General features: G+C 57.9%; 27 protein-coding genes. 18 read left to right on the plus strand and 9 right to left on the minus strand.

The genetic code is table 11. The features are described from left to right. Window positions 1-65: 65 nt before the first annotated feature. The 8 genes from ribE to BM019_RS23000 all read left to right on the plus strand — a co-directional run bounded on the left by ribE (window position 66) and on the right by BM019_RS23000 (window position 5,232). The gene (gene ribE / locus BM019_RS22965; RefSeq protein ID WP_007924117.1) at window positions 66-542 is read left to right on the plus strand and encodes a 6,7-dimethyl-8-ribityllumazine synthase; all 477 of its coding nucleotides are present in this window, start codon (window positions 66-68) and stop codon (window positions 540-542) included. Next, window positions 539-1,039 (plus strand): transcription antitermination factor NusB, encoded by a 501-nt coding sequence (nusB, locus tag BM019_RS22970; RefSeq protein WP_007924115.1) that lies wholly within the window; start codon window positions 539-541, stop codon window positions 1,037-1,039. The genes ribE and nusB overlap by 4 nt, the downstream gene beginning before the upstream one ends. 18 nt (window positions 1,040-1,057) lie before the next feature. Beyond that, window positions 1,058-2,023 (plus strand): thiamine-phosphate kinase, encoded by a 966-nt coding sequence (gene thiL / locus BM019_RS22975; protein ID WP_092420554.1) that lies wholly within the window; start codon window positions 1,058-1,060, stop codon window positions 2,021-2,023. Continuing rightward, on the plus strand, window positions 2,020-2,523 hold the full coding sequence (locus BM019_RS22980) for a phosphatidylglycerophosphatase A family protein (RefSeq protein WP_009045821.1): 504 nt from the start codon (window positions 2,020-2,022) through the stop codon (window positions 2,521-2,523). The genes thiL and BM019_RS22980 overlap by 4 nt, the downstream gene beginning before the upstream one ends. A 10-nt stretch (window positions 2,524-2,533) precedes the next feature. Next, entirely contained in the window at window positions 2,534-3,292 is a 759-nt protein-coding gene (locus BM019_RS22985; RefSeq protein ID WP_092420557.1) for a substrate-binding periplasmic protein, read from the plus strand. Window positions 3,293-3,404: 112 nt separating this feature from the next. After that, the gene (ribA, locus tag BM019_RS22990) at window positions 3,405-4,022 is read left to right on the plus strand and encodes a GTP cyclohydrolase II (RefSeq protein WP_007924108.1); all 618 of its coding nucleotides are present in this window, start codon (window positions 3,405-3,407) and stop codon (window positions 4,020-4,022) included. After that, window positions 4,019-4,438 carry a hypothetical protein gene (locus BM019_RS22995; RefSeq protein ID WP_009045819.1) on the plus strand — a complete coding sequence of 140 codons (420 nt, stop codon included), beginning with the start codon at window positions 4,019-4,021 and terminating at the stop codon, window positions 4,436-4,438. The genes ribA and BM019_RS22995 overlap by 4 nt, the downstream gene beginning before the upstream one ends. After that, window positions 4,438-5,232: a cobalamin-binding protein gene (locus BM019_RS23000; RefSeq protein WP_092420560.1), complete on the plus strand. Its 795-nt coding sequence runs from the start codon at window positions 4,438-4,440 to the stop codon at window positions 5,230-5,232. Before BM019_RS22995 ends, BM019_RS23000 begins: the two co-directional genes overlap by 1 nt. A 15-nt stretch (window positions 5,233-5,247) precedes the next feature. On the opposite strand, the gene BM019_RS23005 is transcribed toward BM019_RS23000, so the two are convergent. From BM019_RS23005 to BM019_RS23025, 4 genes are all read right to left on the minus strand, one after another. Further along, on the minus strand, window positions 5,248-7,131 hold the full coding sequence (locus tag BM019_RS23005; RefSeq protein ID WP_092420562.1) for a TonB-dependent receptor domain-containing protein: 1,884 nt from the start codon (window positions 7,129-7,131) through the stop codon (window positions 5,248-5,250). 142 nt (window positions 7,132-7,273) lie between these two features. After that, window positions 7,274-9,172, minus strand: a complete 1,899-nt coding sequence (gene dxs / locus BM019_RS23015) for a 1-deoxy-D-xylulose-5-phosphate synthase (protein WP_009045816.1) — start codon at window positions 9,170-9,172, stop codon at window positions 7,274-7,276. A 111-nt stretch (window positions 9,173-9,283) separates the two neighbouring features. Continuing rightward, window positions 9,284-10,171, minus strand: a complete 888-nt coding sequence (gene ispA, locus BM019_RS23020) for a (2E,6E)-farnesyl diphosphate synthase (protein ID WP_092420568.1) — start codon at window positions 10,169-10,171, stop codon at window positions 9,284-9,286. Then, the gene (locus tag BM019_RS23025; protein ID WP_007924102.1) at window positions 10,168-10,410 is read right to left on the minus strand and encodes an exodeoxyribonuclease VII small subunit; all 243 of its coding nucleotides are present in this window, start codon (window positions 10,408-10,410) and stop codon (window positions 10,168-10,170) included. Before BM019_RS23025 ends, ispA begins: the two co-directional genes overlap by 4 nt. Window positions 10,411-10,635: 225 nt before the next feature. Between BM019_RS23025 and nirK the strand changes: the two genes are divergently transcribed. From nirK to BM019_RS23040, 3 genes are all read left to right on the plus strand, one after another. Continuing rightward, on the plus strand, window positions 10,636-11,724 hold the full coding sequence (gene nirK, locus BM019_RS23030) for a copper-containing nitrite reductase (protein ID WP_085534503.1): 1,089 nt from the start codon (window positions 10,636-10,638) through the stop codon (window positions 11,722-11,724). Window positions 11,725-11,791: 67 nt separating this feature from the next. Then, on the plus strand, window positions 11,792-12,091 hold the full coding sequence (locus tag BM019_RS23035; protein WP_007924100.1) for an ArsR/SmtB family transcription factor: 300 nt from the start codon (window positions 11,792-11,794) through the stop codon (window positions 12,089-12,091). A gap of 57 nt (window positions 12,092-12,148) precedes the next feature. Then, window positions 12,149-13,159 (plus strand): zinc-dependent alcohol dehydrogenase family protein, encoded by a 1,011-nt coding sequence (locus BM019_RS23040; protein ID WP_175510720.1) that lies wholly within the window; start codon window positions 12,149-12,151, stop codon window positions 13,157-13,159. Between the two features lie 24 nt (window positions 13,160-13,183). On the opposite strand, the gene BM019_RS23045 is transcribed toward BM019_RS23040, so the two are convergent. Further along, window positions 13,184-13,633 (minus strand): DUF3828 domain-containing protein, encoded by a 450-nt coding sequence (locus BM019_RS23045; RefSeq protein ID WP_009045812.1) that lies wholly within the window; start codon window positions 13,631-13,633, stop codon window positions 13,184-13,186. A gap of 171 nt (window positions 13,634-13,804) precedes the next feature. Here BM019_RS23045 and BM019_RS23050 point away from each other — a divergent pair, with 171 nt between their 5' ends. Further along, a complete protein-coding gene (locus BM019_RS23050; protein ID WP_062824477.1) occupies window positions 13,805-14,104 on the plus strand; it encodes a type II toxin-antitoxin system RelE/ParE family toxin in 300 nt (99 codons plus the stop codon). Then, window positions 14,101-14,394 (plus strand): addiction module antidote protein, encoded by a 294-nt coding sequence (locus BM019_RS23055; protein WP_007924096.1) that lies wholly within the window; start codon window positions 14,101-14,103, stop codon window positions 14,392-14,394. Before BM019_RS23050 ends, BM019_RS23055 begins: the two co-directional genes overlap by 4 nt. A 115-nt stretch (window positions 14,395-14,509) precedes the next feature. On the opposite strand, the gene BM019_RS23060 is transcribed toward BM019_RS23055, so the two are convergent. Together BM019_RS23060 and BM019_RS23065 are read right to left on the minus strand one after the other, a co-directional pair. Then, on the minus strand, window positions 14,510-14,896 hold the full coding sequence (locus BM019_RS23060; RefSeq protein ID WP_092420573.1) for a DUF6124 family protein: 387 nt from the start codon (window positions 14,894-14,896) through the stop codon (window positions 14,510-14,512). A 649-nt stretch (window positions 14,897-15,545) separates the two neighbouring features. Further along, window positions 15,546-17,360: an ATP-dependent nuclease gene (locus tag BM019_RS23065; protein ID WP_092420576.1), complete on the minus strand. Its 1,815-nt coding sequence runs from the start codon at window positions 17,358-17,360 to the stop codon at window positions 15,546-15,548. Between the two features lie 2,026 nt (window positions 17,361-19,386). Between BM019_RS23065 and BM019_RS30600 the strand changes: the two genes are divergently transcribed. The 3 genes from BM019_RS30600 to BM019_RS23085 all read left to right on the plus strand — a co-directional run bounded on the left by BM019_RS30600 (window position 19,387) and on the right by BM019_RS23085 (window position 22,245). Next, window positions 19,387-20,247, plus strand: a complete 861-nt coding sequence (locus tag BM019_RS30600) for an HNH endonuclease (protein ID WP_139217387.1) — start codon at window positions 19,387-19,389, stop codon at window positions 20,245-20,247. Between the two features lie 199 nt (window positions 20,248-20,446). Beyond that, on the plus strand, window positions 20,447-20,875 hold the full coding sequence (locus BM019_RS23080) for a very short patch repair endonuclease (protein ID WP_092420585.1): 429 nt from the start codon (window positions 20,447-20,449) through the stop codon (window positions 20,873-20,875). A 68-nt stretch (window positions 20,876-20,943) separates the two neighbouring features. Continuing rightward, window positions 20,944-22,245, plus strand: coding sequence for a DNA cytosine methyltransferase (locus BM019_RS23085; RefSeq protein WP_175510714.1), 1,302 nt, complete (start codon window positions 20,944-20,946; stop codon window positions 22,243-22,245). Here BM019_RS23085 and BM019_RS23090 read toward each other — a convergent pair whose 3' ends face one another. After that, window positions 22,246-23,100, minus strand: coding sequence for a hypothetical protein (locus BM019_RS23090; RefSeq protein WP_092420591.1), 855 nt, complete (start codon window positions 23,098-23,100; stop codon window positions 22,246-22,248). It abuts the gene before it with no gap. A 377-nt stretch (window positions 23,101-23,477) separates the two neighbouring features. Between BM019_RS23090 and BM019_RS30605 the strand changes: the two genes are divergently transcribed. Beyond that, window positions 23,478-24,278 (plus strand): HNH endonuclease, encoded by an 801-nt coding sequence (locus BM019_RS30605; protein WP_139217388.1) that lies wholly within the window; start codon window positions 23,478-23,480, stop codon window positions 24,276-24,278. Window positions 24,279-24,402: 124 nt separating this feature from the next. Here the strand turns inward: BM019_RS30605 and BM019_RS30610 are convergent, their stop codons facing one another. Continuing rightward, the gene (locus BM019_RS30610) at window positions 24,403-25,035 is read right to left on the minus strand and encodes a hypothetical protein (RefSeq protein WP_139217389.1); all 633 of its coding nucleotides are present in this window, start codon (window positions 25,033-25,035) and stop codon (window positions 24,403-24,405) included. A gap of 173 nt (window positions 25,036-25,208) precedes the next feature. Here BM019_RS30610 and BM019_RS23100 point away from each other — a divergent pair, with 173 nt between their 5' ends. Next, window positions 25,209-25,526 (plus strand): helix-turn-helix domain-containing protein, encoded by a 318-nt coding sequence (locus BM019_RS23100; RefSeq protein WP_064364033.1) that lies wholly within the window; start codon window positions 25,209-25,211, stop codon window positions 25,524-25,526. Window positions 25,527-25,759: the final 233 nt, after the last annotated feature.

The raw sequence follows: 25,759 nt of genomic DNA on the forward strand, positions 1-25,759 counted from the left end.
CGCGGTTCAAATATCACTAGTGAGCGCGTAGTGAACGCGCTCCGGCTCTTTAAGAGATTTGTCGAATGACCCTGAAGACCATCGAAGGTACCTTCATCGCCCCCAAAGGCCGCTATGCCCTGGTGGTCGGCCGTTTCAACAGCTTCGTCGTCGAAAGCCTGGTCAGCGGCGCCGTTGACGCCCTGGTCCGTCACGGCGTGAGCGAAAGCGACATCACCGTGATTCGTGCCCCTGGCGCCTTCGAGATTCCGCTGGTTGCGCAGAAAGTCGCGCAGAAGGGCGAGTTCGCGGCGATCATCGCCCTGGGCGCGGTCATTCGTGGCGGCACTCCGCACTTCGAATACGTGGCGGGCGAATGCACCAAGGGTCTGGCCCAGGTGTCCATGGAGTTCGGCGTACCGGTCGCCTTCGGCGTGCTGACCGTCGACTCGATCGAGCAAGCCATCGAACGTTCCGGCACCAAGGCCGGCAACAAAGGTGCTGAAGCTGCCTTGTCCGCTCTGGAAATGGTCAGCCTGCTGGCGCAGTTGGAGGCCAAGTGATTAGCGACGATAGCGATCGTTTCAACCCGCGCGATCCGAAACCTGCGGACGCTGGCAAGCCATCCAAGAGCGCCAAGCGTCGCGAAGCCCGTCAGCTCGCGACCCAGGCGCTGTACCAATGGCACATGGCCAAGCACTCGCTGAACGAGATCGAAGCGCAGTTTCGGGTCGACAACGATTTCACCGACATCGACGGTGCCTACTTCCGTGAGATCCTGCACGGCGTTCCGGCCAACAAGAATGAGATCGACAACGCTCTCACTCCTTGCCTGGACCTCACCATCGAAGAGCTGGACCCGGTCGAACTGGCGGTTTTGCGCCTGTCCACCTGGGAACTGCTCAAGCGCGTCGATGTGCCGTACCGCGTTGTGATCAACGAAGGTATCGAACTGGCCAAGGTCTTCGGTTCCACCGACGGCCACAAGTTCGTCAACGGCGTACTCGACAAGCTGGCCCCGCGTCTGCGTGAAGCTGAAGTGAAGGCATTCAAGCGCTGATCCGCGCTTGCAGCTGCCATGGGCGAGTTTGAGCTGATCCGTAACTTCTTCGCTGCCGCGCCTTGTGCGCAGGGCGGCGAGGGCGTTGCACTGGGGATTGGCGACGACTGCGCCTTGCTGGCTGTTCCCCCTGGCGAACAGTTGGCGATTTCCACCGACACCCTGGTGGCCGGTGTGCATTTCGCAGATCCCTGCGACCCTTTCCTGCTCGGCCAGCGCTCGCTGGCGGTGGCGGTCAGCGACCTGGCGGCCATGGGCGCCGCGCCTGTCGCCTTCACCCTTGCCCTGACTCTGCCGACGGTTGACGCCGATTGGCTGCAAGCCTATGCCAACGGCCTGAGCGCCATGGCGCAGAGCTGCGGCGTGCGCCTGGTAGGCGGCGACACCACCCGTGGCCCGTTGACCCTGACCATGACCGTGTTCGGTCGCGTGCCCGCCGGCCAGGCCCTGACCCGCAGCGGTGCCCGTCCGGGCGAGCTGCTGTGTGTCGGCGGCGAGCTGGGCAATGGCGCCGGTGCCTTGCCCCTGGTGCTCGGACAACGCAGCGCCGAGCCGGCGGTCGCCGAGCCTTTGCTGGCCCATTACTGGTCGCCGCAACCGCAACTGGCCCTGGGCCAGGCGCTGCGCGGCAAGGCTAGCGCGGCCATGGATATCTCCGATGGCCTGCTGGCCGACTGCGGGCACATTGCTGCCGCTTCAGCTGTCGGCTTGCTGATCGAAAGTGAAAAACTGCCGATGTCCCGGGCGTTGTTGAGCTTTCTCGGTGAGAATGGCGCCCGCTCGGCGGCACTCAGCGGCGGTGACGATTACGTGCTGGTCTTCACCTTGCCCGAAGCCGAGCTGGCGCCGCTGCTCGCCGCCGGCTGGCCGGTGCATGTGCTGGGCCGGGTCGTGGCCGGGCAGGGCGTGGTGCTGCTGGATGCCGAGGGGCGGGACATCACCCCGAGCACTCGGGGTTATCAACATTTTCGGGAGACACCGTGACAGATCATCCCAAACAGGTTCCGGCAGAGTTCGTGCCGCCCTCCGTCTGGCGTAATCCCTGGCATTTTCTGGCCTTTGGCTTCGGTTCGGGCACCTTGCCCAAGGCTCCGGGTACCTGGGGCTCGCTGGTGGCGCTACCCTTTATTCCGCTGTGGCAGATGCTGCCGGATTGGGGCTACTGGCTGATGCTCGGCATCACCATGCTGTTCGGCTTCTGGCTGTGTGGCAAGGTGGCCGACGACCTGCGGGTGCATGACCATGAAGGCATCGTCTGGGACGAAATGGTCGGCATGTGGATCACCCTGTGGCTGGTGCCGGAAGGCTGGCAGTGGTTGCTGGCGGGTTTCCTGATGTTCCGCTTCTTCGACATTCTCAAGCCCTGGCCGATTCGCTGGATCGACCGGCATGTGCACGGCGGTATCGGGATCATGCTCGACGACGTGCTGGCCGGTGTCTTCGCCTGGTTGGCCATGCAGGGGCTGGTGTGGTGCTTTGCCTGAGGAGTCAGCCATGCCGGCCGTTCGCGTTCTGCTGGTAATGCTCTGTGTCTTGACCGCCAGCCTGGTCCGGGCCGCCGAGCCGGCGGCGCTTCCCGGCGAAATCCGGGTGGCCAGCGAGGAGTGGGACAGCTACACCCAGGCCGATGGCCAGGGCATGGCCTGGGATATCCTGCGCGAGGTCTTCGAGACCCAGGGCGTGAAGCTCGACATGCGCAGCGTGCCGTACACCCGCTCGGTCGGGCTGGTGCAGCGGCGTGAAGTCGATGCCCTGGTCGGCTCCTATCGGGACGAAACCGATGGAGCCCTGTATCCACGCTGGAACTACGACACCGACCATATCTACAGCCTGGGCCTGGCGACGAACCCGCCGCCGACCCTGGCCACGCTCGGCAACTACCGCCTGGTCTGGGTACGCGGCTACCGCTACCAGGACTACTTGCCCAATATTCAGCGTTTCAATGAAATCCGCCGGCGTGTCGGTATCTTGCCGATGCTCCAGCAAGGTCGTGCCGACTTCTATATCGATGCCCTGACCGAGGTCGATATTGTCCTGTCCCAGGCCGGGGACCGCTCGCAGTTCCGGCGCAGCCATTTGGCCGAACTGCCGCTATTCCTGGGCTTTGCCGACAATGAACGGGGCCGGGTGCTATGCGCGCTGTTCGATCGGCGGATGGCCGAGTTGGTGAAAAACGGCCGTTTGCGCCCGATTTTCCAGCGCTGGCAGCAGCCCTATCCGTTCGATACCGGGCGTCCGCCTGAAGACCGTTGATCTAACTTCTCGATCTTTATGTCCGATAATTCAGCCTAAGCGTCTGTCGGAAGCTGCTGTTACAATGCCGCCTCTGCGAATCTCCAGTCCCATACAGATCAGGAGCACAACGGTGCCCGTCGTTTTTGTCGCCGCTTCCAAGCTGCCCACCCCTTTTGCGCAATTCACCATGCACGGTTTTCTCGATGAAGCCACCGGCCGCGAGCACGTCGTGCTCAGCCTGGGTGATATTGCCGATGGCGCTCCGGTGCTCGGCCGGTTGCACTCCGAATGCCTGACCGGCGATGCCCTGTTCAGCCAGCGCTGCGACTGCGGTTCGCAACTGGAAGCCGCCCTGCAGGCGATCGCCCGCGAAGGCCGTGGCGTACTCCTGTATTTGCGTCAGGAAGGCCGTGGCATCGGCCTGCTGAACAAGATCCGCGCCTATGAGTTGCAGGATGGCGGCGCCGACACCGTGGAAGCCAACGAACGCCTGGGCTTTGCCGCCGACCAGCGTGACTACGCCATGTGCCTGCCGATGCTCGAGCACCTGGGGGTGAAATCCCTGCGCCTGATGACCAACAACCCACGCAAGGTCAAAGCCCTGACCGAGATGGGTATCGTGGTCGCCGAGCGCGTGCCGTTGCATACCGGGCACAACCCGCACAACAAACTCTACCTGGCCACCAAGGCCAGCAAGCTCGACCACATGATGGGTAACGAGCACCAGGGCGAGGTAGACCGGGCGTGACCCGCGGTCAGGTCCGGCGGCGCCTGGCCGTCAGTTGGTGGCAATACCTGGCGCTGGCGCTGCTGCCGCTGTTTGTGATCAACCTGGTGTTTGGCCAGGGCGAGCCGCTGCTGCCGATCCTGGCGATGCCGTTTTTCATCGCTGGCGTAGCTTCGATGTTTGTCAGCCTGCGTTTTTTCGGCGGCTACAAACGGGCCTTGATCGCCACCCATAAAGCCCTCGATACCCCCGAAGAGCCAGCGGCCTGGATCGAGCTGGCGGCCCGCCGTCGCGCGGCGTTTCTGGCCGCGGCCCTGCCAGCCTGGGTCGGGGCCCTGGCGGTGTTCGTCGGCCTGGAAGCGGTGCCGCTGATCCTCCTGGCGCTGTCCACCGCGGTGCTGTTCTACCTCTACCGCATCCCGCGTCAGCTCGGTTGATGCGCCGCTGGCTGGCAGTCCTGCTGCTGGCCCTCGCAGGCCCGGCGCTGGCCGTGGAGCGGGTGGTCAGCCTTGCGCCTTCGCTATCGGAAATCGTCGTCGAACTGGATTCCGCCGACCTGCTGGTCGGTGTGCTCGACGCTGGCGAGCGCCCCCCTCAATTGCACAACCTGCCGTCGGTGGGCCGTTATGGCCAGCTGGACATGGAGCGGCTGCTCAGCCTCAGGCCGGATCTGCTCCTGCTCTGGCCCGGCAGCGTCGGCCCGGCCCAGCGCGAGCAACTCAGTCGCCTGGGCATCCCGACCCTGGTGGCCGAACCCCATAGCCTCGACCAGCTCACCACTCAAATTGAAACCGTTGCCGCCCGGCTAGGGCGCCCACAACGCGGCCTGGAGCGTGCCAATGAGTTGCGGCAGCAACTGGCCGGCCTGCGTCAACGCTATGCCCGCAGCGCGCCCCTGGCAGTGTTCTATCAGGTCTGGGACCAGCCGCTGTACACCGTGGGCGGTGGGCAAATCATCAGCGATGCCTTGAGTGTGTGCGGCGCGCGCAATGTGTTTGCCGACTTGCCGCTGCCGGCGCCCCAGGTCAGCGTCGAGGCAGTATTGCAGCGCAATCCCGAGGTGATCCTGGCCAGCACCCAGGCGCAACTTGACGCCTGGAAAGCCTGGCCGCAACTGAAGGCCGTGGCGCAAGGCCGGTTGTTGCTGATCAGCGATAAAGGCCTGGAGCGGCCGAGCGGGCAGATGATCGCCGCGACGGCCAAGCTCTGTGAGTTGCTTGATTCCGAGTAGCGGCTACTGGCGCCACTAAAGCTCCGGCGTCCAGGTCACCCCGAACATCCAGGCCCGGCCTTGCTCCCGATACCCGTATTGCGCGCCGTCATGGCTGTACAGCGCCCGGCTGTAGGACTTGTCTAGCAGATTGTCGACCTTCAACTCCAACCGCACCTCGCGAGTCAGCGCCCAATTGCTGCGCAAGCCCAGCAGGGCATAACCGCCGAGGTATTGCTGGTTGGCCAGGTCGTCATAGCTGCTGCTCACCGCCTGCCAGCTGGCACCGAGGCCCAGGCGGTCGAACTGCCGATCCAGGTCCAGGTTCAGGGTGCGCCGGGCACGGCGGGCCAGGGTGTGACCGGTGTCGCGGTCGCGGGGATCGATGATCGCCAGCCCCAGATTGCTCTGCCAGCCGAACAACTCCTGCTGCAGCGTCGCCTCGAAGCCGTTGATGCGTGCCGAGGCGACGTTCTGCGGGCGCGAATTGCTGCCGAAGATAATCGCGTCTTCCAGGTCGGTGCGGTACAGCGAGGTCTCCAGGCGAGTGCTCTCGCTCAACTGGCTGCGCCATTGCAACTCGTAGCTTTTCGAGGTCTCGGGCTTGAGGTCGGGGTTGCTGAAGTCGGGGTAATACAGGTCGTTGAAGGTCGGGGCGCGGAAGCCTTCGCTGTAGGTCAGGAGGACATCGTTGTCGGCGTTCAGCGGCAGGGTGAGGGTGCCGCTCCAGCTGTTCTGGCCACCGAACTGCTGGTTCTGGTCGCGACGCAAGCCCAGCTCGGTGGAGAAGCTGTCGGCCTTGAAGCGATGCTGGACAAAGGCCGCGCGGTTCCAGCGACTGTCCTCGGCGAAGGCGGTGCTGCTGTTGACCCGGTCTTGGTACCAGTCGCCGCCAACGATCAGGCTGTTGCGTTCGTCGAGCGTCAGGTCGTTCTGCCAGTTGACCGAGTCGCGGTAGGTGTTGAACACCGTGCGTTCGTCGCTGAGCTTGTCGAAGGTCTTCTCGCGGTTCTCGCTGTGGCCCAGTTCCAGGCGCGACTTCCAGACGTCGTTGATACGCCCGTCGACATAGCTGCTGAAGCTGCTGACCGCGAATTCGCTGTAGGGCTTCTGCGGGAAGCTCTCGAAGGTGCTGCTGTCAAAGCGCCCGAAGGGGTTGTCGAACTCGCTTTTGCCGCGGTTATCCAGCAGGTTCAGGCCCGCCTCCCAGTCGTCATTGAACGCATGGCTCAGACTCAGGCTGAGGGACTGGTTGCGGTAGGCGTCATCATCGCGATCGCTGGCATAGGACTCATGGGTGCGATTGCTCCCGGCCGTGTCGTCGAGGCTGGCGCCCAGGCTGAAGCGGGTCTGCTGGTCGCCGCCGGACAGGCCGATGCTGCGCTCCCAGGTCTGGTGACTGCCGACCCCCAGGTGCAGGCGGGGTTGCAGGCCCTGCTCGGCACTGCGCCGGGTGAAGATCTGGATCACCCCGCCAATGGCGTCGCTGCCGTAGATCACCGAGCGGGAGCCGCGCAGCACTTCCACCCGCTCGATCTGCTGGATATTCAGATGCTGCAGATTACTGTCGCCGGAGCTCGAACTGCCGATGCGCTGGCCATCCACCAGTACCAGGGTCTGCGCCGACGAAGTGCCGCGGATATAGATCCCCGGCACGCTGCCCCGGCCGCCACTCTGCGCCACTTGCACGCCAGGCACCCGTTGCAGCAGGTCGGTGACGCTGGAGGGTTGCAGGCGGTCGATGTCGTCGCGGGTGAATACGGTGTTGGCGGCGCTGCTGTCGTTGCGCACCTCTACCTGGCGGTTGGCGCTGATCAGCGTGTCGGGCAGCTTGAGGGCCTGTTCGCGCTCGAGAGTGTCGGCCAGCAGTTGGCCGGTGGGCAGCAGGGCAAGGGGCAGGACGAGGAGGGCGGGTTTCATCGGCAATCTATAGCGAATGGAGCATGCGAGGAAAAACCGTAGCCGCTGCCGCAGGCTGCGATAAGGTCCGCAGGACCTTCCTGCGACCTCAAAAGCAACGCCCCCTTCGGGGGCGATCGCAGCCTTCGGCAGCGGCTACAGGTTACAGGCCGAGCCGTTGCAGGCGTGCCCGTATGGCGGCTTCGATACCGGCTTCGTCCAGGCCGCATTCGGCCAGCATCTGCGCCGGCTTGGCGTGTTCGACGTAGAGGTCCGGCAGGCCCAGGTGCAGGATCGGCTTGAGGATCGCCTCGCGCGCCAGGAACTCGCCGACCGCGCCACCGGCGCCGCCCATGATGGCGTTCTCTTCGATAGTCACCAGCAGTTCGTGGCTGGCGGCGATCTCGCACACCAGGGCTTCATCCAGCGGTTTGACGAAACGCATGTCGACCACAGTGGCATCCAGCTTGTCGGCGACTTTCAGCGCCTCGGCCAGTTGCACGCCGAACACCAGCAGGGCGACCTTGCTGCCCTGGCGACGGACCACGCCCTTGCCGATCTCGATCGGCTGCAGGTCTTTCTCGATGGTGGCGTTCGGGCCGGTACCGCGTGGATAACGCACGGCGGCCGGGCCGTTGTACAGATGGCCGGTGCTGAGCATCTTGCGCAGCTCGTTCTCGTCGCTCGGGGTCATCACCAGCATGCCGGGGATGCAGCGCAGGAACGACAGGTCGAAGCTGCCGGCGTGGGTCGGGCCGTCTTCGCCCACCAGGCCGGCACGGTCGATGGCGAACAGCACGTCGAGGTTCTGCACCGCTACGTCATGCACCAGCTGGTCGTAACCGCGCTGCAGGAAGGTCGAATAGATCGCCACCACCGGCTTGGCGCCTTCGCAGGCCATGCCGGCCGCCAGGGTCACGGCGTGCTGCTCGGCAATCGCCACGTCGAAGTAGCGCAGCGGGAAGCGCTCGCTGAAGGCCACCAGGTCCGAGCCTTCCTTCATCGCCGGGGTAATGCCCACCAGGCGCGGGTCGGCGGCGGCCATGTCGCACAGCCATTCGCCGAATACTCCAGAGTACTTCGGCCCGCCGGCCTTTTTCGGCGCGGCGGCGGGGCTGTCCAGGGGGTCGAGCTTGGTGATGGCGTGGTAGCCGATCGGGTCGACTTCCGCCGGGGCGAAACCTTTGCCCTTTTTGGTCACCACGTGCAGGAACTGCGGGCCCTTGAGGTCGCGCATGTTGCGCAGGGTGGCGATCAGGGTCGGCAGGTCGTGGCCGTCGATCGGGCCGATGTAGTTCCAGCCCAGTTCTTCGAACAGGGTGCCGGGAACCAGCATGCCTTTTGCGTATTCTTCGGTGCGGCGGGCGATTTCCCAGGCGCCGGGCAGGCGCGACAGTACCTTCTTGCTGCCTTCGCGCATGCTGGCGTAGGTGCGGCTGGAGAGGATCTTGGCCAGGTAGTTGGACAGGCCGCCAACGTTGCGCGAGATCGACATGTCGTTGTCGTTGAGGATCACCAGCATGTTGGCGTCCACTTCCGGCGCGTGGTTCAGCGCCTCGAAGGCCATGCCCGCGGTCAGGGCGCCGTCGCCGATCACCGCGATGGCCTTGCGCTCGCTGTTCTGCAGGCGTGCGGCAATGGCCATGCCCAGCGCCGCGCTGATCGAGGTGCTGGAGTGGCCGACGCCAAAGGTGTCGTACTCGCTCTCGGAGCGCCGCGGGAAGGCGGCCAGGCCGTCCTTCTGGCGCAGGCTGGCCATGCGCTCGCGGCGACCGGTGAGGATCTTGTGCGGATAAGCCTGATGACCCACGTCCCACACCAGGCGGTCGTCCGGCGTGTCGAAGACGTAATGCAGCGCGATGGTCAGCTCGATGACGCCCAGGCCGGCACCGAAATGCCCACCGGTCTGGCCGACCGTATAGAGCAATTCCAGGCGCAACTCATCGGCCAGGGTTTCCAGCTCGGCTTCGCCTAACCGGCGCAGGCCGTCCGGCGTGTTGGCACGGTCGAGCAGGGGCGTGGTCGGGCGCTTGCGGGGAATCTCATGAAACGTCGTGGGCATCAGGCGAATCGTTATAGGTATAAAAGAGGCGGCAGTTTACCTTATGCATCGCAAGCTGCCCACGCAGAGCGCGGAACTTGGCCGATATGCGGTCTGCCGCGCCGGGGTCGATCAACTGCGTCGTTCGACGATATAACGCGCCAGCTCCCGCAGAGGCTCGGCGCCCGCGTCAAAGGGTCGCAGTGCGTGCAGGGCCTGATCGCGCAGTTCCAGGGCATAGGCCTTGGCCGCGTCCAGGCCGAGCAGGGCCGGGTAGGTCGGTTTGTCCCGGGCGATGTCGGCACCCTGGCGTTTGCCGAGGGTCGCGGTATCGCTTTCCACGTCGAGAATGTCGTCCTGCACCTGGAACGCCAGGCCGATGGCCTGGGCGTAGGTCTGCAGGGACTTGAGCTCGTCTTTTTCGGCCCGGCCGCTGGCCAGGGCGCCGAGCTTGACGCTGGCCTCGATCAGCGCGCCGGTCTTGTGCCGGTGCATGTACTCCAGGGCTTTCTGGTCGAGCTTGAGGCCCACCGAACCGAGGTCGATGGCCTGACCGCCGACCATGCCCGCGGGGCCCGCGGCCAGCGCCAGGGTGCTGACCATCTGCAGGCGGATCTCGGCACTCGAATCGCTCAGGCGCGGGTCGAGCAGGGCGCTGAAGGCCAGGCTCTGCAAACCGTCGCCGGCAAGAATCGCGCAGGCTTCATCGAAGGCTTTATGGGTGGTTGGCTGGCCGCGACGCAGGTCGTCGTCGTCCATCGCCGGTAGATCGTCGTGCACCAGGGAATAGGCGTGGATCAGCTCCACCGCGCAGGCCGCGCCGTTGGCCTGTTCCGGCCGGGCACCGAGGGCTTCGCAGGCGGCGTAGGCCAGCAGCGGGCGCACGCGCTTGCCGCCATTCATCACGCTGTAGCGCATGGCCTGGTAAAGACGGGCCAGCTCCGGGCTTGGCGCGTGGAACAGGGTTTCCAGTGCAGCATTGACCCGGGCCTGGCTGCTGACCTGATAGGCCGCGATCATTCTGGCTGTTCCGCGTCGAAGGGTTCTTCGGCCAGTTCGCCATCGCGCTCCAGCAGGATCTGCACCTTCTGCTCGGCCTGGGCCAGCGCCGCCTGGCAATCGCGGGTCAGGCCGATGCCTTGCTCGAAGGCGGTCAACGAGTCTTCCAGCGACAGCTCGCCGTTCTCCAGACGCTCGACCAGCGTTTGCAGGTCGGCGAGGGATTGTTCGAAATCTAAGGCAGCTTTTTTGCGGGCCATGGCGGCTATCCCGGTTGACGTTAAACCGGCGCGACACTAGCAGACATGGGGGTTTGGGGCAAATGAGCGGCGGTTGCCGAACGGATCGGCAGGGCGATTTTTTGCCCTGGATCAGGGCCGGTTGTGCGGGTCGACCTTCTGTCGCCATTTCTTGCTTTACGACAAGGAAAGTTGCGCGCACTTGCCTTGCAATGCCCCATCGTTGATTGGCAAGGAGAGGCTGCAATGAGTGTTTTTCGAAGTGTATTGGGGGCCTGTGCGCTGCTTGGCAGCTGTGCCAGCAGCCTGGTTCTGGCCGGTGGGGCAGAGGGGTTGCAGCGGGTGCAGGTCGAGCTGGTCGCACCGCCGCTGGTTCATCCTCATGAGCAAGTGGTCAGCGGGCCGCCCAAGGTGGTGCAGTTCCGCATGAGTATCGAAGAGAAAAAAATGGTCATCGACGACCAGGGCACCACGCTCCAGGCCATGACCTTCAACGGCTCCATGCCCGGCCCGACGCTGGTGGTGCATGAGGGTGACTATGTGGAGCTGACGCTGGTCAACCCAGCGACCAACAGCATGCCCCACAACGTCGACTTTCACGCGGCCACTGGCGCCCTGGGCGGGGCGGGCCTGACCCAGGTGGTGCCGGGGCAGGAAGTGGTGCTGCGTTTCAAGGCTGATCGCAGCGGTACCTTTGTCTACCATTGCGCGCCGCAAGGCATGGTGCCGTGGCACGTGGTGTCGGGCATGAACGGCGCACTGATGGTGCTGCCCCGTGACGGCCTGCGCGATCCTCAGGGCAAGCCCCTGCATTACGACCGCGTCTACACCATAGGCGAGTCCGACCTGTATATCCCCAAGGACAAGGACGGCCACTACAAGGACTACCCGGACCTGGCGTCCAGCTACCAGGACACCCGCGCGGTCATGCGCACCCTGACCCCGAGCCACGTAGTGTTCAACGGCCGTGTCGGCGCCCTGACCGGTGCCAACGCGCTGACCTCCAAGGTCGGTGAAAGCGTGCTGTTCATCCATTCCCAGGCCAACCGCGACAGCCGTCCGCACCTGATTGGCGGCCATGGCGACTGGGTCTGGACCACCGGCAAATTCGCCAATCCGCCGCAACGCAACATGGAAACCTGGTTTATCCCCGGCGGTTCCGCGGTTGCGGCGCTGTACACCTTCAAGCAGCCGGGTACCTACGTGTACCTCAGCCACAACCTGATCGAGGCCATGGAACTGGGGGCCCTGGCCCAGATCAAGGTGCAAGGGCAGTGGGACGATGACCTGATGACCCAGGTGAAAGCGCCGGGGCCGATCGTCGAGAGCAAGTAATAGGAGGGCGGGCGGGGGATATTGCTCGGGTCTTGAACATTTCGTAAAAGTCCGTAATATCCTCGCCATGCTCATCGACCAAATCAAAGCCCTGGCCAGCGACATCCGTATGCAGATGCTCGAATGGCTGAAGGACCCGGAAGGCAACTTCCCGCCCCAGGGGCATGACGCGCCGAAAGAAATCGGCATCTGCATGACTCACCTGCAGCACAAGGCCGCGCTTTCGGCGTCCAGCACGTCCAGCCATCTGGCGATCCTGCAGCAGGCCGGGCTGGTCGAGGCCACGCGTATCGGCAAATGGACTTACTTTCGCCGTAACGAAGCGGCCATTGCTGCTTTTGCCGAGCAACTGAAGCGCGAACTCTGAGTTTTTTTACTTGAACATTTCGTTATTTTTCGAAATGAAAAGGCAACCCAGGAGGATCTGTTCATGAAAGCAATCTACGTACAACCCGGTGGTGGCTACGACAAAGTAGTGGTTGGCGAGGCTCCGGCCGCGGCGCCACAAGCGGGCGAAATCACCGTGCGCCTGCGCGCCAGCTCCCTCAACTACCACGATTTCGCGGTGGTCAGCGGCATGTGGGGGCCGACTGAGTCGCGCATTCCGATGGCCGATGGCGCCGGTGAAGTGGTAGCGGTGGGCGAGGGTGTCAGTGAATTCGCCGTTGGCGACTCGGTGGTCAGCACCTTCTTCCCCGAATGGCTGGACGGCAGGCCCAATGTCATAGGTTTCGCCACGGTGCCGGGCGATGGTCTGGATGGTTACGCCCGGGAAGTCGTCACCGCCCGCGCCACCTCCTTCACCCGTGCGCCCAAGGGCTGGAGCCACGCCGAAGCAGCGACCCTCACCACCGCCGGCCTTACCGCCTGGCGCGCGCTGGTGGACGACGGTCGGGTGACCGCTGGAGATACCGTGCTGGTGCAAGGCACTGGCGGCGTGTCGATCTTCGCCCTGCAATTCGCCAAGATGCTCGGCGCTACCGTGATCGCCACCTCGTCCAGCGATGCCAAGCTGGAGCGGCTGAAAGCCCTCGGCGCCGATCACCTGATCAACTACCGCCAGGACCCGACCTGGGGCGAAACCGTGCAGAAGCTCACCGCCGGCCGTGGCGTCGACCACGTGATCGAAGTGGGCGGCCCCTCCACCCTGGAGCAGTCGATGATCGCTGCGCGGGTCGGTGGCCATATCTCGGTAATCGGCATCCTGACCGGGGTTGCCGGCGAGTTCCCGATCGTCACCGCGCTGGTCAAGCAACTGCGTCTGCAAGGCGTGCTGGTGGGCAGCCGCCGGCAGCAGCAGGACATGGTCCGCGCGATCGACGCCAACGGCATGCATCCGATCCTCGACAAGCACTTCGCCCTGGACGCGATGGTCGATGCCTTCCGCTACCAGGAAAGCAACCAGCACTTCGGCAAGATCATTCTCGATATCTGATCCTGCCTGGCCGGCCGCCGCGGATCACTCGCTCTGATCCGTGGTGGCCAGCACCTCGTTGATCTTCCAGCAGCCTTTGTCCTTGACCAGCAGCAGGTCGACGATCTGCGTGGTATCCGGCGTATTGCCCAGGGTCACCGACTCACGCGCCGAGGTGCCTTGCACCTGCGGTTCGCTGACCTTGATCTGGGTCAGCCACTCATCCATGTAGTCCTGGGTCTTGAGGAAGTAGTCCTCTTCCAGGCCCTCGGGGCTGCTCATCTGCTTCTTGATCCGTTCGATCAGCGTTTGCGTGACGTACTGCTGCAGGTGCGGCAGGTCATCGGTGATCGGGTCTTTTTCGTTGCTGAAACTCTGCAGGTACCAATTGTAGAAAGCCTCGGCCACCGGCTTGGGCGAGCTGGCGCAGTCGGCGAAGGCGAGGGGTTGATGGAAAGCCGCGGCGAGGAGCAGCAGGGGGAACAGCTTTCTCATGGGGACGTCCTTACAGGAGTTAAGACATTGAGCCGTTGAGACATCAGGTTTATGGCCGAGTGCTCGATTTCAACACGCTGCGTCTCGGATCGCTATCGGCCTGTGCGCTGGCAGCGATTTGCAATACAAATACGCTTTCAAATGCTGTAGTCTTGAAACTACAGTCGCGGGATGATCGAGATCAAACAGACCGCGACCTTTATGGAGTGGGAAAACAGGCTCAAGGATTCCAGAGCCAGGGCGTTGATTGCTGCGCGGATTTTTCGCTTGGCCAACGGTCTTGCCGGGGACGTGTCGCCGGTGGGCGAAGGCGTCAGCGAGCTGCGCATCCATTACGGGCCGGGCTACCGGGTTTACTTCCAGCAGCGCGGCTTGCAACTCGTCATTCTGTTGTGCGGCGGCGACAAGAGTCGCCAGGGCCGCGATATCGAACTGGCCAAACAGCTGGCCCGTCGTTGGAGCCGATCATGAACGAACCGCTTTTCGACTATGACCCCGCCACGGCCCTGCGTGACCCGCAAGCCATTGCCCTGTTCATGGCGGACGCCTTCGAGACCGGCGATGCCGGCTACATCGCCAAAGCCCTGGGCGTGGTGGCGCGGGCCAAGGGCATGACCGAACTGGCCCATGAAACCGGGCTGTCCCGCGAGCAGCTGTACCGCTCATTCAGCGACAAGGGCAACCCGACCCTGAAGACCCTGCTGGCGGTGATGCGTGCACTGGGGCTGGACATGACGGCGCGGGTGCATGGGGCGTCTTGATTGATGGCCGGGTCGAGCCGCCAATGTCGGGGTGGGCGGCCCTGTCCAGCGCCTGGCGGGAGCTCATGGCGCACGGGGCGAATGAGCTTCGCCCCGTTCCAGTGTTCGTCGATTTTTAACGCCCCGCGCCAGCCTCGGCCGGCCGGTTGGCGTCGAGCAACGCGCTCACTACGGCATTGGCCATCTCCACCGAGTGGATCATCGACCAAATCAGCCCGCGCTCCACACCGCTGGCGCGTTCGCTGATCTCGTCGCTGACCTGTACCGCGCAATCCAGTAGCAGCGACACATGCACCAAGGCTTCTTCGGCGCTGACGCCGGGGCGGACGCTGAACAGGGCGTCACAGCCCACGGCTGTCGGGACGGTGGCTTTCAGGTTGCCGAGGATTGAGGTTTCAGCGGTGTTCGCGGCCAGGGCTAGGCGGATGCGCTGGGTGGCGAGATCGTGTTCGGGGGTTCTGAATTGCCCGGGCAGGGGCGGATCGGGAACGAGCTTTTTCATGGTGCATCTCCAACGTGAGTGGAGCTGCCAGATGTCGCTGCTAAACGATGGGGTGGCAGCTGTACGCAGGTTAGCAGGCCGGTCACATTGGAAAACCGGCGCATCCGAAGATGCCCTGCGCACAGCCACCATGACAGGCAGAATAAAAAATCTACCGACCGGTGACATCGATGCGCCCAATGTGATGTTTCGAGCTGCTAAACCCGATCACTGAATAAGCAGTGACAGGCCGAGCCTAGACAGCAGGTTTCACAGGCGCAAGCGGGTGGGAGTTTCTAGGAAAAGTCGCTCAATAGAAAGCGAAGAACCTTACTTTTGCCGGGGCAGAAACGGCTGCCGATGACCTGTCCGGTCCATCGGGTTACGCATTGAGCAGGGTTTTCCAGGCATTAAAAAGCCGGCTTGTGGGCGGCGTTATTGTTTGGTTGTGGCCTTGTTTTGCTTGGGGATGTCGATCTCGCTGAATTTATCCCCCCATTTGTCCCCCCACTCGGACGCGGCGTGGAACTGACTGGCTCCGATCCTCTCGAACGACGTGGGCATGAATTGCGGGTTGTGCAGCGGATTTGTTCGATGGAGCCAAATTCTAAGGGCGCCCAAGATACAGTGTCCGTAGCCATGCTGAGCAAGGCTACGGTTTGTGTTGACATTATAGATCTAAAGCGTCTACCGCTTTTTCTAACTCATTGACATTAGACCATTGCAAGGTGCCAGGCGGAAGCTGTCCCCCAATTTTACCTAAGAACATTAGGAGATCCGTTACTTTCTTTCTGACCTCGGGATCCTTTCTAACTTTCTCCCAAGCTCCATACGGTTTTTCGCCATCTGCTGGCTCTCCGAACATTGCTTCTTCAAAGTTTGGTACTGATGCTACTAACGTAGCGCTTTTGTTAGGTGCGCCAGTAACTATGTTGAGTATTTGTTGGTTTGCGGGCCACGCGGAGTTTGCGCGAATTTTTCCTTTTTTTGTTGTTATAGTTTTCTTGTCAGAGTCATGTAGGACGGAGTAGGGGCTGCCAAATTGGTTGAGGATTTTGCAAAGTGCGACAATTGTATATTTTCCTCTTGCTCGAACAACGTGTATGTCGCCGAACAGAGCCTTGTTTGAGTCGATTATTTCCTTAAATGCAGAGTGTTCAGTGTCTCCCTCAACTACAATGGTTTTTCCTCCGAAAAAGAACTCCGCAACAAAAGGGTCGTACATGTTTAAGAGCTTCAGTTCCTCCCTATCTTCATCGCTTAATTTTACCTTCTCGGGGCGAAAAATTGTGGTCCCTGAAACGTCCCCACCTATCTCGCGCTCAACACGCACAATTGACGTATTATTTCGGGAAAGATCGATAAATACAGGTGAATGGGTAGTGACCATAACTTGCCACTTACCCGATAGTGGAAGCGAGTATAGGACATTGCAAGCATCTCGGATTGCGCTCGGATGTAAGCACATTTCTGGCTCGTCGAGAAGAAGGACGTGAGGCCGCTCCGCTAAGTCAGTTTTATCACTTTTTGTTCGTTTATGTTCTGCAAGAATACGAAGTGCCGTCCACAGCAAGGTCCGGCGTGCGCCACTTCCTTGATGCTCTAACGTGGACTGATGGCCGTCCGTAGGTCCCATTCTAAGTAGTGGTAACGACTTGAAAAAGTTTAGAACTTTTTCTAGATCATCTTCTGGTCTAGCATCAAGAGTAATGGAATAACCAGGAAATACATCGGAAATCGATTTATTGAGACTTTCTTGTACGTTTTGGATCGCTGTAACCGCATCTTTTGCGACTTGTATTTGTAGCGTTCCTACTGATTGCAGTAGTAGCTCATATTGACTTTTTTCTTCTTGTTCTTCACTTTTTTTGCAACTTACTTCCTTTATTTTTTCTTTAATGGCTTCTTGTAATAGTGAGACAATTTCTACTGCTTGTTTTTGTGGGTCGTCAAATGCTTCGATTCGATGAGTTTCAGGGCGATTAATTTGAGCAACGGCTGCGGCACCCCAAGGACCGTGATTCTCGTCCCACGCATTTTTAGTTGTATCGAACCCACGCTTTTCAGGTTTTCCAATATCTTTCCAGATCCAGCGTTCACGTACGTGCCGATCGCCATTTTCCTTCACGTCCATCCATTGTTGAGCGGGAAACTTACTGTTTTCATAAAGTACAGTTTCTAGTTCAATAGTCGGGTAGGATTCAGTGTCATCAGCTTCGGGGACTTTTGCATTAGGAAAGTCTTCGATCGTTAGCTCTCCCAGCTTTCCCGATTGCATTACTACTTCATATGCTCTTAATACTGAGCTTTTTCCAGCATTGTTGGGGCCGACGAGCACGACAATGTCATCTAGCTCGATGGTTACTGGCTTTTTCCCTATAGCTCTGAAATTTGAGATTATTAACTTATGCAACCTTGCTCTCGGCGCCACCTCCGCTTTAGCCTCGGTTTTTTCGACAGCCTTTTTAACCGGTTTAATAGCCATGTTCCCTCACAGACTTGCCGCGACGTTTTTGCCGCCTGGGAAATATGGCACAGAACTGGCCGTTAGGTTGCTTCAGACGCGCTTCATTCGAAATCCGCTTTCAGATACGGAGTTGCGCATCAAATGAGATTTGTTTGCAACCGAATGCGCCGACTATTGAATCTCAATACCGTTGGGTTGGATTTTGGTCGGCAAGCTCATAACCATGAAATAGGCAAGAATCTGGCTGTTGGAGCCGAGCGGTGGGCAGCAGTTTATCAAAAGCCTCTCTTCGCCTGCGGATCCTCCTAAGCGCACCCTCAGATGAGCTCAGCTGTTTGAGCATTTGTATAATCCTACGAGAAGGTATGCCGTTGTGTGAGATGTTTGATCAAGGAGGCTTTGTGAAATGAACAACAATCAACGACTATAGGCCTGAGCTGTGTGTTAGGGATCAAGTCGTACTCAAACCATGGAAATAAGGTTGGGAAAAGATGTTTACCATCGTTGATTCAGCGCAGCAGATACCACCCCAAGCAAGCTCCCGAGTCTTTCTTCTCGTGGATAACTGGGATGATTGGTTCAAATTTCGCACGACGTTCAGGCTCATCGTTTTTGATACTAACGGCACTCGGCACGTGCCTGGATCTCTCAAGATTGGCCAAGTGGGCTTGCTTCCTGGGCCAGGAGGAGTTGACCGTCTAGTAGGGACTCGCAGCCCTACCCTCCCGGAAAGTTTCGACGCTCTCGATCCGGCGCAGTTTTTCTCTCTTGGCCAAGATGAAGACTATTACGCAACACTTTCATCGCTACCCCAAGGCTTCGGTCCGGTTATTCTCAGGGGGCTATGCGATTGCGCTTTTGACCTCCAAATCTTTGATCGACACCGTCACGAAGTGGTCATGGGAGAGTCGTTGCTACGGTCGTTGCAAGAGCCAAACGTACGCAATCGTCTCAATCGTCTTGCTCATGGCAATGCAGTCCTGACTCGTTTTGAGTTCGAGTACACGCTGCCAGCTCCTCCCAACGAGATTGGCGCTGCGCCGCCTCCAACAATGCAGTTTCGCGTCATCCCTGGCGCTGAACCCCCAACGAATCTTCACGTACTTGTGGGACGAAACGGGGTAGGGAAGACCCGTTGCGTTCAGAGCATCATCAACACGCTATTGGAGCGCGACAGCGATACAGCGCCACGAGGTGAGTTGCATCGGCTAGGGGTCAATCAAGGTGACTGGACGTTCTCAGGCCTTGTCTCCGTGTCATTCAGTGCCTTCGATAGCTTCGAGCTACCACCACAAGCTTCTTTGCGTACCCCTGCGGTATTTGTCGGCCTCCGATCCCAAAGAGAAGTAGATGGGCAAATTGTTGAGCAACTCAAAAGCACCCAGGAGCTAGCGAATGACTTCGTGCAGAGCTTGGAAAGATGTCAAAGCGAACCTCGACGGGCACGTTGGCTTCGTGCTGTCGCAAGCCTAGCCACTGATCCGCTCTTTGCCGAAACAGGAGTTGAACAACTCATCGAACCTGATACGGAGTGGAGAGAGCGTGCCACCCGCTTTTTTAGACTCCTAAGTTCTGGACACGCGATAGTTCTGCTAACGACAACTCGCCTGGTGGAGCTAGTTGATGAGCGCACGTTGGTGGTTCTAGATGAGCCTGAAGGACACTTGCATCCACCGCTGCTTTCCGCATTTGTGCGTGCCGTCGCCGATCTCCTCGTCGCTCGGAACGGGGTTGCACTGATATCGACACACTCTCCTGTGGTACTGCAAGAAGTCCCCCGTAGCTGTGTGTGGATGCTGAGGAGGACCCGGACAAATTCGGCTGTTGAGCGCCCATCCATAGAAACCTTCGGCGAAAGCGCTGGAGTCTTGACCCGCGAAGTATTCGGCTTGGAGGTTACGGATTCAGGCTTCCATCAGCTTGTCTCGGCCGTTGCTCGCCAACCTGGTCGAACGTACGAAGCAGTCGAAAACCATTTTGGAGGGCAGTTAGGCGCAGAAGCACGAGCGTTAGCCCGAAGTCTTACCATTCGAAGGGACGTTCCGTGAAACGCCTTGATCCGCCTGCGTTCAATGCCACCCAAGCTATAGAGGTCTGCGCCTCGGGTATCTCCATCCATGAGCGAGCTCAAGCATTGCTGGACGCGCTGCCTGTTATACAAGCCTCGGAGGCCGAGTATCGAGAACTTGGTCCAGCCGGCCAATTGTTTCAAATCACCGAAAGCAATATTGTTACCTCACAAATCGATGCGGTCCTGATGGGGGTTATCTACAAGGCGCATTTCGCCCGAAAGGGATCACCTTCAAGAGCGCTTTATGAGCAAATTAGGATGGCGCCTGAGTACGGTATCTGTCCTCTATGTGCTCAAAGGACTGTCGCTACGGTTGACCACTATCTGCCCCAATCTCGCCACCCAAAGCTCAATTTGACCCCCGTCAATCTTGTCCCTGCGTGCTCAGACTGTAATAAAAATAAGCTTGCTGGTGTCCCTACGAGAGCCGAAGATCAAACCCTTCACCCCTACTTTGACGACCTCGGCAATGACCGTTGGCTGGTTGTTGAAATCCAGGCCTCCTCGCCACCGACAATTTCGTTTGCCATTCGTCCCGCCGGGGCATGGAATGATGTGCTAATAGCGCGAGTGAATTACCATTTTCGCGTAATGGGTCTCGGCGAGCTGTATGCCGCACAGGCTGCAAGCGAAATGGCAGATATCTCTTATTCACTTGAAGACGTCGGGGTTAGCACTGGCCCAGTTGGCGTCCGCCAACATCTTGATGGGCAGTTCCGATCACGATATGACCGTGATGCAAATTCCTGGAAGACTGCGCTTTACGAAGGACTTAGAGATTCAGATTGGTTTTGCACCGAAGGCTACAGAATGATCCGCAACCGGCGTCCATAAGTGGGACATCGTGAGTTTCGTCATGATGAGTAGTCATTCACCTTGGATTCATTTCGATACCTCGTCGGATTCTGTTTAACGAATGTTGGATTAGAATTGTCGTTGGGATCACTGCCTGGAATTAAGCGTTGGTGATCAGCATCGGCGTCTTTTTTGATCTTCACTACACAGTAGCCCCCTGCTGGGATATGGAGGACGAATGGTTGACCTTCGTTCTGTAGAGCAGCGCCGCAAAATCATGCAATCCGTTGGAACAGTTCATACCGGGCCTGAGATGGTCGTACGCCGAACTCTGTTTGCCTTGGGCTACAGGTACAGATTGCATCGACAAGACTTGCCGGGAAAACCTGATATCGTTTTTGAAAAAAAACGTAAAGTAATCTTCGTCCACGGCTGTTTTTGGCACGGGCATGGTTGCCCCAAGGGGCGCCTACCCAAAAGCAGACTGGATTACTGGGGGCCAAAAATTGAGCGCAATGGCCAACGGGATCGTGAGACCGAGAGCACCCTTCGGCTGTTGGGATGGGACGTTCTGACCGTATGGCAATGTGAGCTTAAAGACCTTCACCACTTACGGTGTCGTTTGTCGGCGTTTCTTGGCCCCAGAAAAAAACCGATCGACATCTGATCCAGAATCGCGTAAATTCCACGCCTCGTATGAAGGCGATGATTTTTCTCGCCGAGGGAGGAATGCAGATGACACGACCAATTGGAATAGATCTCTTTGCAGGAGCCGGTGGAATGTCCCTGGGCTTCGAGCAGGCGGGCTTTGACGTGGTAGCTGCCGTTGAGATCGACCCAATCCATGCAGCCGTGCACTCTTACAATTTCCCCAACTGTGTGGTGATACCTCAATCGGTATCCTCGTTAACTGCTGAGGATATTCGTGACGCTGCGAACATTGGCAGCCGAAATGTAGATATCGTTTTTGGTGGCGCCCCGTGCCAAGGCTTTAGCTTGATGGGGCAGCGCGCCCTGGATGATCCGCGTAACTCGCTGGTCAAAGACTTTGTACGCATTGTCGTAGGCTTGGAATCCTCATACTTTGTTTTTGAGAATGTTAAAGGCATTACGGTTGGCCGACATAAGCAGTTTCTTGCAGAGTTGATCGAAGAGTTTCAGAGCAACGGCTACGACGTTCTGCCTTGGAGAGTGCTCAACGCAGCAAACTATGGCGTACCGCAGGAACGAGAGCGCTTGATTCTGATTGGGGCGAAGCGTGGATTAAAACTTCCTGAGTACCCGGAGCCGACAACTAGGTCGCCTAGATCCTCTCTGCTACTCGATGCGCAGTTGCCAGAGGGACCGTCTTGCCAAGATGCTCTGGGAGATATTCCTGATGCAGAAGACTACGAGGCGTTGATCGAAAATGATTCGGCAGCCGTCAAGTGGGGTCGCCCGAGTGCCTATGCCAAAATTCTTCGCGACATGGTTGCCGAGTCGACCCACTACGGCTACAAAAGAAAATGGAACAAAGAACTACTAACAAGCAGCCTTCGCACGAATCACTCTGAAATATCTCGTGCTCGATTTGCGTCAACAGAGATGGGCCAGGTAGAGCCAACCTCTCGATTCTTTAAGCTGCACGCTAATGGGGTGTCTAACACGCTTCGTGCGGGCACTGATTCTGCTCGGGGTGCATTCACCAGCCCTAGACCCATCCACTATAAGTACCCGCGCTGCATCACTGTGCGTGAAATGCTTCGTCTACATGGCTTTCCTGACTGGTTTCGCACACATGTAACGAAATGGCACGGGGCGAGACAGGTCGGCAACGCTGTTCCTCCGCCATTGGCTCGAGCAGTTGCAGCAAGCATCATTGACGCCATTGGCTGGGAACCATCCAGTCCTACCGGCGCCATTTTGATGGGGGATGAGCGACTGCTTTCCATGGACATGGGGCAGGCTTCTCGCCATTTCGAGATCAATGTTCCGATCAAGCAGCGAGATCGCAAGGGAACGCCAAAACCTAGGCAGTCAGCCATTCAGCCCGCGTAGTTAAATGCCCTTTACCTTCGGCTGAAGCACGAACATGGCGTCTCGATGGAATGTCGGGACGCTAAACTGACCTAACGTGTCCCTGGTCACTGCTGCAAACTCGACCACGTAAATCCCCTTATTCTTGATCGCTGCAATTGCGACGGGGATTACGAGTTCAGTATCAGTTGACTCGAATGCAGCTATCACTTGACGGCCAATTTGTTCGGTTAAAATGCGCTGATTGCCTTGTTTGGCTTCAACTGTAATGAGTACATCTGACTGGCTACCGTCAGGCGCCGCATGGAGTGCCCGAAACAACGCATCTATCTGGACCTTCCTCAGTTTGATATCCATTTGAAGATGGGTGAGCTCTAGCACTTCAATCTGGCTGTTCGTCGCGTTAGCAAAGTGACTTTCTATAATTCGAAGGTTTACTGCCACCTGAAGTAGCCATGACTCATCTGTACGCCCCAGCGCTTTCGACGCAAGGGGCAAGCTGAGGCTTTGCACAGGAAAGCTAGGCGTCGAGTCAGAAGGGAGAAAGTCTTCATCAAGACTGTCCAAGGCTCCGGCCATTCCGTGAACAAATTCGAAAATGGCGCCATCACCAGTCCTCTGGACTCCACCTATCTCTAAGTCCTTCAGGCGCTGAGGCCAAATTTTCGATGCGCTTTTTCCTCTGACTATATCCTTCATGAAATTAAACGGGTTGCCGTTCAGCTTCATTTTGATGCCGTGGTGCTCTGCGCAGTAGCGCTTCGCGTCTTGGACATCTGCTGCGCTAACCAACGTGCGTGAAAACGTCTTGGTCTTCTCGTCGTAAAGCGTATCGAATATCCGCTCGATGATTATTGTTTTTTCGCTAACGGCCATCCACCAGTCTCCATCTGAAATTTACGATCTTACAGATGGTAACAAGAAAGGTGATGGAGGGGCATTTACCGAGCCAAGCTTGCGCCGATTTGCATACCGTCGAGCTTAGGGAAAATCATGCGCGCGGGCTGCCGATTGATGCGAGTGCTAGCGAAAAAACTTGCTCGGCTGTGATCGTGCTTGTCATTCAAAGCGTTTATTAGGTACTAAGCGGTTTCCGTGCTCTGTGTGTTCGCTTAGCAGCTTCAAAACAGGAGGCTGTTAATTGAGATTTTTTTTCATTTTGAGATTTCGTTGTTTTGAATGTGAAGTGATTTTAGTATGATTTCTGCTTGAATCAATTATCGCCGATGTTTCTGTATGGAAAGGTTTCGAAAATGAATGGAGTTCGTTTTCCAGAGTTGATAAGAAAAAAGCTGATGGATTCTGTTGGGGATCTTTGTTCTGCCCCTCACTGTAGAGTTCGTACAGCAAAATTTGACATTCAGACGGGGAAAAAAATAGATATCGGTGAGGCAGCACACATTAGAGGAGCTAGAGGCCCGAGGTATGATCCTGATCAGTCTGATTCGGAGCGTCATGATTTTGGAAATGGAATATGGTTGTGTCGGAACTGCCATCGCCGTGTAGATCAAAATACTGTGCTATATCCGGTAGATTTGCTGATTGGGTGGAAGCAGAAGGCCATGGAGGACTACGGGTACCAGCTAGGTAGACCTGCATTGTCGTATCCGGGCTTGGATCTTAGGGATGAGTTGAGGCGAGCCAAAAGCTTCCTGGAACACCAGATTTTAATAATAGTTGCTTTTCAGGATATGGTTTTTTATAGGTCGAGAGGCAATAACTTTCTTGTCCCTGAGGAGATAGTGTCTAGGGTATTTCAGATTGCTAGAGGGAATGTTGGGTACTCTTGGAATAATGACAATGAGCATTGGTGCTTTTTTCCTGACTTTCACAGACGCCAAGCTGAACTGATACGGTTGTTAAAAATCATTAGTGAATATCCCGAGTTTAGTATCGTATATCGCGGTGAGCGAATTGTTGATACTAGTCATGAGGGGCGCGCAGAGGAGTTGGTTTTTTTGGGGGAGTTGGCATCTGCGATTTTTTTGTATTATAGCGAGTGGAATCGAGTGAAGATGTATTTGGATAGTTATGGTGCTGAGTTGGCTGACTAGAATTTCTATGTGTTTTTGAGTTTGTTTGGTTTTTTTTGATTTTAATAGCGAGTGACTTACTTCGTAAGTCATCCGCTACTATTGAGTTTCTAGATATTTTGATGTTGTGGGTGAAGGTTTTTGCCTAGAAAAACTTTTCATTCAGCCCCAGAAAAGTCATGTTCTTGTCATAGCACAGTGGCGTGCTCTGGCAGTTGCCTCCGGCTTTTTTTACTTCCTGCTCTTTCACTTTTGGTAAGTATTTAGGAAGTTCTTCATCTTCTATTTCTTTACCATCTATCGAACAATTAAAACTGGCCGTCGGCATACAGACCACTTCAGGTAGAGGCTTTGTTGATTTGGCAGTCGCAGACTGGGCCGTAGGGTTCAAATATTTCCCGCCAAATCCAGGCCCTACCCCGTTTTTGTAAGACGCAGGGTTGCCTTTCGTATCCGTGCCCAAGTACCACCCGAATGTGTAGTGATAACTGCCCGCAGGTGCGTTACCTGCGAAGCTGCCGCTATTCGAGCAGACTCCTTGATCGTCACACATCGCATTTTGTTGGCTGCTTATGCTTTCTACACGTTGCTGACCATGCTGGTCTGTGTAGACGTTACTGATTCGGACGGGGCTGTTGGGAACACGACAGTCCCATTCGTGAATTCCGTAGTATTGATCTATTCGAATTAGAGAACAGCCTGTGACATCGTCATTAGCTTGGGCTGCGGAGCCAAGAATCATTAGGAGTGGTAGTAGAGTAAATAGTGAGCGTTTCATGATGATGCCTTTTTATCAGAGGAAAAAATCAGCGAAGCCGTGAGGCGTTTCTGGCGAAACCGAGACGTCTCAGAGGCCATACTGGTAGGTAGCTAATTCCAATACTACCAAAACGGTAGTATCTGGCAAAAAACACCCATGCACGATGCCTTTTTGGTAAATGGATCGTGTGAATGTCAGTCTTGGGAAAGCGCATAAAGCAGGCGCGCGTGCAGGCAGGCTTATCGCAGGAGCGATTGGGGTTGGATGCTGGACTGGATGAGATGTCTGCGAGTACTCGCATGAACCGCTATGAGCTGGGAAAGCGGGTTCCAGCTCCTGACTTCGTCGAGCGTTTGAGCAAGGTGCTCAACGTACCGGCAGCATTTTTTTATGCCGTTGAGGATGATGAGGCGGAGTTGCTGGTCAAGTTTCATAAGCTTCATGCGTTGGGACGTGTTGAGCTAATGAGTCGGTTGGATGAGATGCTTGTCGCTGAGCCCTCAGACTGACATTACAGGTACCGGGTCCCCGGCGCTTCTGGCTATAACTTCAAATATTACACATGAGACCACCACCGCGATCAGCAAGGGCCAAAAGCGCGCCAGGATGAACACAAGCAAAACTGCCAAGACACAGCTCGCTAGTATTCCGAAAAACACAAAAAGTAGACCAATAAAGCGTATTACATTCATCGCGATTTCCTTTAGGTATAGAGCTGCTTGAGCGGAAAGTGCTCAAGCAG

The organism is Pseudomonas sp. NFPP07 (genome assembly GCF_900115645.1).
Taxonomy (GTDB): Bacteria; Pseudomonadota; Gammaproteobacteria; order Pseudomonadales; family Pseudomonadaceae; genus Aquipseudomonas; species Aquipseudomonas chlororaphis.

Coding starts and splice junctions, on each gene's coding strand:
- ribE (WP_007924117.1), top strand. CDS start 66: ATGACCCTGAAGACCATCGAAGGTACCTTCATCGCCCCCAAAGGCCGC.
- thiL (WP_092420554.1), top strand. CDS start 1,058: ATGGGCGAGTTTGAGCTGATCCGTAACTTCTTCGCTGCCGCGCCTTGT.
- BM019_RS22985 (WP_092420557.1), top strand. CDS start 2,534: ATGCCGGCCGTTCGCGTTCTGCTGGTAATGCTCTGTGTCTTGACCGCC.
- BM019_RS23000 (WP_092420560.1), top strand. CDS start 4,438: ATGCGCCGCTGGCTGGCAGTCCTGCTGCTGGCCCTCGCAGGCCCGGCG.
- BM019_RS23005 (WP_092420562.1), bottom strand. CDS start 7,131: ATGAAACCCGCCCTCCTCGTCCTGCCCCTTGCCCTGCTGCCCACCGGC.
- dxs (WP_009045816.1), bottom strand. CDS start 9,172: ATGCCCACGACGTTTCATGAGATTCCCCGCAAGCGCCCGACCACGCCC.
- ispA (WP_092420568.1), bottom strand. CDS start 10,171: ATGATCGCGGCCTATCAGGTCAGCAGCCAGGCCCGGGTCAATGCTGCA.
- BM019_RS23025 (WP_007924102.1), bottom strand. CDS start 10,410: ATGGCCCGCAAAAAAGCTGCCTTAGATTTCGAACAATCCCTCGCCGAC.
- nirK (WP_085534503.1), top strand. CDS start 10,636: ATGAGTGTTTTTCGAAGTGTATTGGGGGCCTGTGCGCTGCTTGGCAGC.
- BM019_RS23035 (WP_007924100.1), top strand. CDS start 11,792: ATGCTCATCGACCAAATCAAAGCCCTGGCCAGCGACATCCGTATGCAG.
- BM019_RS23045 (WP_009045812.1), bottom strand. CDS start 13,633: ATGAGAAAGCTGTTCCCCCTGCTGCTCCTCGCCGCGGCTTTCCATCAA.
- BM019_RS23050 (WP_062824477.1), top strand. CDS start 13,805: ATGATCGAGATCAAACAGACCGCGACCTTTATGGAGTGGGAAAACAGG.
- BM019_RS23055 (WP_007924096.1), top strand. CDS start 14,101: ATGAACGAACCGCTTTTCGACTATGACCCCGCCACGGCCCTGCGTGAC.
- BM019_RS23060 (WP_092420573.1), bottom strand. CDS start 14,896: ATGAAAAAGCTCGTTCCCGATCCGCCCCTGCCCGGGCAATTCAGAACC.
- BM019_RS23065 (WP_092420576.1), bottom strand. CDS start 17,360: ATGGCTATTAAACCGGTTAAAAAGGCTGTCGAAAAAACCGAGGCTAAA.
- BM019_RS23080 (WP_092420585.1), top strand. CDS start 20,447: ATGGTTGACCTTCGTTCTGTAGAGCAGCGCCGCAAAATCATGCAATCC.
- BM019_RS23085 (WP_175510714.1), top strand. CDS start 20,944: ATGACACGACCAATTGGAATAGATCTCTTTGCAGGAGCCGGTGGAATG.
- BM019_RS23090 (WP_092420591.1), bottom strand. CDS start 23,100: ATGGCCGTTAGCGAAAAAACAATAATCATCGAGCGGATATTCGATACG.
- BM019_RS30605 (WP_139217388.1), top strand. CDS start 23,478: ATGAATGGAGTTCGTTTTCCAGAGTTGATAAGAAAAAAGCTGATGGAT.
- BM019_RS30610 (WP_139217389.1), bottom strand. CDS start 25,035: ATGAAACGCTCACTATTTACTCTACTACCACTCCTAATGATTCTTGGC.
- BM019_RS23100 (WP_064364033.1), top strand. CDS start 25,209: ATGTCAGTCTTGGGAAAGCGCATAAAGCAGGCGCGCGTGCAGGCAGGC.